Here is a 6141-nt window from a genome sequence, read left to right as displayed (position 1 = left end):
CGCTACTATCGTATTCTTAAATGTTTAATTGAAACATTAGAAAAAGAGTTCGGTTTATGTTTGTTATATGACATCCATTCATATAACTACCAACGTATTAACGAAACAACACCGACATTCAATGTCGGTACTAAACAAGTTAATTGTCGTCGTTGGCGTAAAGAAATAGATGTCATGCTTGAAGGTCTAAATAGCATAGAGCTACCTAACCTTGAAGTAACAGCATTAGAAAACGATGTCTTTAAAGGCATGGGTTACCAAGCTGCTTTTATTAAAGAAAACTTTAAAAACACATTAATCTTACCGATTGAAGTAAAAAAAGTATTCATGAATGAAGAAGGTGGCGAAGCGTATCCATTAGTGATTGAAAAGATTAAAGAATCTATGAAAACCGTGATTACGGAACATGCTGCTTTCACTATCACTAAACGTACAAAAGCCAAAGGTTTAACAGGTAATGATCTGCTTGCTTCGAATTTATCGAAAGAAGTACTCAAACTGGATCGTCAGCTATATCGTATTGCTCGTGGTATCAATACACTTAGCTACATCAACCCAACTAACCTTAAGCAAGAAAAACGACGCTTTTTAAATAAGCCGCATAGCTATCAGCCACAGTTTACTTATCGTCAACTTGATTTAGATCCATACAAGTTCCGTGAGCAACTTTACCGTCTACCAGTAGAAGGTATCCGAGATGCTGACGTACAAAAAATGTATCGCAAGGTTATCGACCAATTAGCGGTACGTATTGATCTACTTTGTAGTATTGGTACTGATGAGTTCTTATATAATTCATTACGTTACTACGGTCAGCCTGATGAACGCGATATTGCCAATGCAAAATTTATTCTTCATGCTTGTGAATACAAAGAGCAGCAACCTGCAACAATCATAGCCAATGAAGCAATAGAAGCGTTTAAAGAAGCCGCTAAAGAGTACGATATTCCTTGTAAAGTCGTTTCCTCTAAGCAGCTAATCGCACGTGCAATGGTCAGTGGTAAAACGATCAAGGTGAACCCAAACAGCCGTTTTACACAAGGTGATTTGGATGCGTTAATTCATCACGAACTGGGTGTGCACTTAGTTACGTCAGTGAATGCTGAACGTCAACCATTGAAGATCCTACAACTGGGTTTACCCGGTAATACGCATACACAAGAAGGCCTTGCGATTCTTTGTGAACACTTATCAGGTAGCTTCCCACTTCACCGCCTAAAAACATTGGCGTTACGTGTTGTAGCTGTAGAAATGATGGTAAATGGTGACACCTTCAATGCCTGTTTCAACAGTTTGAAGCATGAATACGGTATCAGTAATGATGAAGCATTTACAGTAACTGCACGTGTTTATCGTGGTGGTGGTTTCACTAAAGATTTCTTATACCTTCGTGGCTTAAAAGATGCCATTCAGGCGTATAAGAATGAAGATCTAACATCATTATTTATTGGTAAAACTGGCTTTGAATTTAAACCCCTGCTTGATGAACTCATCGAGCGTGGAATCTTAAAACAACCCGATTACTTACCAAAAGCGCTAGAGATAGATGCGGATATCGATCCAGTGATGGAATTTATGCTTAACTCGATTCGTTAATCGACAAGAACATAAACCATAAACAAAAAGCGACCAATCGGTCGCTTTTTTTATGCTTTATTAATGCGCTAACATTACATTTATAAACATTTACGATTAACCCGTACGATTACTCTTTCTAGTTGAAAGTGTATAAGGTATATAGAGATAGGTTAGTTACTCATATTTATCAATGCATAGCACCAATTACCCGTGAAAGGAAAAACAGCTGATGCTATTAATCAAAAATAAGAGCAATAATTAATTAAAAACATAAAACTAGAATAATGAGTATCTCTTATTAGATATTTATTCAAATATGATTTAACAATATAAAAAAGACAGCCTGATGGGCTGCCTTTCGAATATATAGATATTTTATTTTTAGCGATTAGTTGCCAGGAACAACGCGTGTCGTACTACCCTGCTGATAAATATCAACACGTTGACCTACACGGAAAATCATATTTGGATCGACTTCCTGCACAACAGCAATGGTTCTACCGCTATCAAGTTTAATCACGATATTGACACCATTACGTTTACTTACTGCATCACCGGCTTTGTTACCTAAAGCAGCGCCAGCTAAACCACCACCAATAGCTGCAATATCAGAACCACTACCGCCACCAACTTTCGAACCAAGAATGGCACCAATGGCACCACCTGCAATAGTACCAATCATATTCTCACCGCCACCGCTCATGGTTACGGCATCTAATTTAGTAATCGTACCGGTTAATACATTTTGTACTGTTCGTGCCTCACCGACATCATAAGCATTACCATATGGATTTTGCGCACAACCGGTTACACCCAGCGCTGCGACTAGACATAAAGATGCTACTGTATACTTTTTCAATATAACCTCCGTCAATAAAGCAATCTGCTATTACAACGATATAAGTTTGGACGTTAAATTAACATTTTGCTCACAAACCCTGTATTCACACTGAATGGACTAATAAAAACAATGTGTTACAATTTACACGCGTAAAAAAAAGCAAAGCTTTACAATTAGTTTCTCTTTTTTAAGGTAAAAAACATTTGATTTAGTGTGTTTTTTTACCGCGAATTTTATTAATCAATGTCACCACAGCAACCACCGCAGCCCCTGCAATAACACCCACAATACCGTTCATTAATGGTGGTAGAATAGACGCTGCACCAGGGAAATTGACTGCTTTTACAATGTTCCCTACGATTTCATGGGAATGCGGCAACGTATGTACAACGATACCGCCACCAACTAGAAACATCGCAATTGTGCCTACGAACGCCAGAGCCCTCATAAGATGAGGGGCTATGTTCACCAATAGCGAGCCAAATCGTTTTTTCAAACTCGCTTGTTCGCTATGATTTACAAGATATAAACCCGCATCATCTAGCTTCACAATACCAGCAACCAAGCCATAAACTCCTGCCGTCATAACCGCGGCAATTACGCTAACAACAATGGCTTGAGTTAAAAATGGATGATCTTGCACAACCCCTAAAGAAATCACAATAATTTCAGCAGAAAGAACAAAGTCAGTACGAATAGCCCCTTTTATTTTCTCTTTTTCATACTCTGCGATATCAACATCACTTTGTGCTAACACATCAACTTTATCTTCAGTGCTTGCCTCAGAATGAAATAATTTCTCAACGATCTTCTCAACACCTTCAAAGCATAAGAATAAGCCGCCTAATAACAGCATTGGCTGAATCAACCATGGGGCGATTACGCTGATCAATAACGCTGCGGGAACTAATATCAGCTTATTTTTAAATGAGCCTTTTGCGACGCCCCATACAACAGGAATTTCGCGTTCAGCACGGACCCCCGTTACCTGTTGGGCATTCAATGCTAAATCATCGCCTAACACACCCGCTGTTTTTCGTGCTGCGACTTTCGTCATCACAGCAACATCGTCTAATACGGTCGCGATGTCATCTAACAAAGTTAATAAACTTGCACCTGCCACAGGTTACTACTCCTTTCATTAAGAGCCCGTTGCTCTTAAATACACAAACTAACAATATGATGTTAATTCAAAAACATTAATGCTGACTTCATCCAACATACCGCTAAGCATTATACTGCCTATGCGACAAAAATAAAAATCAGCGTTTTTTATCGCGCTTTAGCGCCTTTTTCAATTAAAGTCTGTCTAAAGCCGAATGGCTAATCTTTCTTATCATAACGATAAATCTTTTTTGATTGCAGTTAACCTCATTCAATTGTCTAATAGCTATGCACGACCTGTTCGGAAATGACAATGAAATTATTCGCAGCACTATACCTACAGGCACTTTCTTGTCTGAATAAAGTATGCGACAACGCAGCCAACAACATCAGACCAAACCAATCTAGACGATCGACACGTATGTTTATTAATAATGAAACGAACTCAGACAGTCCCAGTTACGTGTAATTAAATGCAACACATTATTGTTTGATGTGGATTGCTTTTTTATAAGCGTAACCTTTAGATCCTGACTTTTATTACGTCAGCAACCATAACCTTCTATTTAATTTGATATTTTCTGCAGTTATGTAGGGCTTCTGTTCGCCTTAAAAACTGACCGCGTACTTTACAAGGATTAAAACTATGAGTGAGTGGACAATTAATAACGCACGTGACGTTTATAATACGCCTTACTGGAGCCAAAACTATTTTGATATTGCACAAGACGGTTCAGTGGTTGCGCGTCCTAACTTACAAGCTCCCTGCAATACTATTTGTTTATCACAACTTGCTGATGAACTGATTGCTGCAGGCGCCTCATTACCCGTATTGGTGCGTTTTCCTGAAGTGATGCATCACCGTGTCGATAGCTTATGTAGTGTGTTTAACCAAACTATTGAAAATTATGGTTATACCGGTGACTACCTTGCGGTTTATCCAATCAAAGTCAACCAACAGCAAGAAGTCGTTAGCGAAATTCTTAAAAGCCAATACGCTAAGCAACAACGTCAGTTAGGTTTAGAAGCAGGCAGTAAACCCGAGCTTATGGCTGTGCTGGCTATGGCACAAGAAGCGAGCTCCGTCATTGTCTGTAATGGCTATAAAGATAAAGAATACATTCGTCTTGCACTGATTGGTGAAAAGCTAGGACACGAAGTGTATATCGTCCTAGAAAAACTATCAGAACTACGCATTATCTTAGAACAAGCGAAAGAGCTTGGCGTTACTCCACGTCTTGGTTTACGTGCACGTTTAGCCTCGCAAGGTAAAGGCAAGTGGCAAGCCAGTGGTGGCGAGAAGTCTAAGTTTGGGTTATCGGCATCTCAGGTTTTAACTGTGGTAGATGAACTGCGCCAACGCGATATGCTAGATTGTTTGCAATTGCTGCATTTCCACTTAGGGTCGCAAATTGCCAGCATTCGTGATGTAAGAAATGGTGTGGGTGAAGCTGGCCGTGTTTACGCAGAATTGAAAAAAATCGGTGTCGGTATTACAACTGTCGATGTTGGTGGTGGTTTGGCCGTGGACTACGAAGGTACCCGGTGTCAGAACAGTTGCTCAATGAACTACAGTATTAACGAATATGCAAACAACATTGTTTATGTATTAGGCGACATTTGTACTGAATACGATATCTCTATGCCACGCATTATTTCAGAATCTGGGCGTAATTTAACGGCACATCACGCAGTCCTAATCACTGATGTTGTGGGGATTGAAAGTTACAAACCTGAGAATATTTCAGCCCCAGCATTTGACGCACCACAAGTGCTACATAACATGTGGATGTCGTGGAATGAGCTCTCACAACAAGCAGAGCAACGTTCGTTGGTCGAGATTTATCATGATAACCAAAATGATTTAGCCGAAGTTCACGCCTTATTTGGGGTTGGAATGATTAGCTTTATCGATCGTGCGTGGGCAGAGCAAGTCAGTTTACGCTTATGCTATGAATTAGAAAGAAAACTATCAGATAAAAATCGTGCACACCGCCCGATTTTAGATGAACTACACGAGCGCTTGGCTGATAAGTTCTTTGTGAACTTCTCTTTATTCCAATCATTGCCTGATGCATGGGGAATTGATCAAATCTTCCCTATCTTGCCATTAAGCAACTTGGATAAAGCCCCTGAGCGTCGTGCCATTATTTTAGACATTACTTGTGATTCAGATGGCGCCATTGATCAATATGTTGAAAGCCAAGGTATTGAAACAACAATGTCGGTTCCAGCATGGTCAGCTGAAGAGCCTTACCGTATTGGTTTCTTTATGGTCGGTGCTTATCAAGAAATCTTAGGCGATATGCATAACCTCTTTGGTGATACCGACACTGCCGTTGTCCGTACCCGTAGTGACGGTGGTTATAACATAGAAAAAATTGATCGTGGTGATAGTGTTGGCGATGTTTTACGTTACGTGCATTTAGACTCGCAAGAGTTTTTACGCCAATACCAAATAATGGCTGGGCAACACTTAGCGAATCACGAACGTGATGCAATTTTACAAGAATTAGCTGAAGGCCTCGAAGGTTATACCTACCTCGAAGATGTTCGCGCTATTTAACTAAAGTACTAAATAAAAAGGTTCCTACTACACAGGTCATGTGTAGTAGGCC

4 protein-coding genes are annotated in these 6141 nt (G+C 39.8%); 2 read left to right on the top strand and 2 right to left on the bottom strand.

All coding sequences use genetic code 11. The features are described from left to right. A partial coding sequence (locus SKA34_RS05120) for a flavohemoglobin expression-modulating QEGLA motif protein (RefSeq protein WP_006644444.1) occupies positions 1 to 1596 on the top strand: 1596 nt, incomplete at its 5' end. 370 nt (positions 1597 to 1966) lie between these two features. On the opposite strand, the gene SKA34_RS05115 is transcribed toward SKA34_RS05120, so the two are convergent. Next, positions 1967 to 2437 (bottom strand): glycine zipper 2TM domain-containing protein, encoded by a 471-nt coding sequence (locus SKA34_RS05115; protein ID WP_005366456.1) that lies wholly within the window; start codon positions 2435 to 2437, stop codon positions 1967 to 1969. Between the two features lie 190 nt (positions 2438 to 2627). Further along, entirely contained in the window at positions 2628 to 3542 is a 915-nt protein-coding gene (locus SKA34_RS05110) for a DUF808 domain-containing protein (RefSeq protein WP_006644443.1), read from the bottom strand. A gap of 627 nt (positions 3543 to 4169) precedes the next feature. On the opposite strand from SKA34_RS05110, the gene speA reads away from it, so the two are divergent. Next, entirely contained in the window at positions 4170 to 6089 is a 1920-nt protein-coding gene (speA, locus tag SKA34_RS05105; protein ID WP_006644442.1) for a biosynthetic arginine decarboxylase, read from the top strand. Positions 6090 to 6141 lie beyond the last annotated feature (52 nt).

Origin of the sequence: Photobacterium sp. SKA34, assembly GCF_000153325.1 — a bacterium.
Lineage (GTDB): Bacteria > Pseudomonadota > Gammaproteobacteria > Enterobacterales > Vibrionaceae > Photobacterium.
The sequence above is the reverse complement of the archived record's forward strand: the minus strand, read 5'-3'. Positions and strand labels throughout refer to the sequence as shown.

What these genes read in the sequence shown, in the direction of transcription:
- speA (WP_006644442.1), top strand. Translation starts at nt 4,170, where the DNA reads ATGAGTGAGTGGACAATTAATAACGCACGTGACGTTTATAATACGCCT.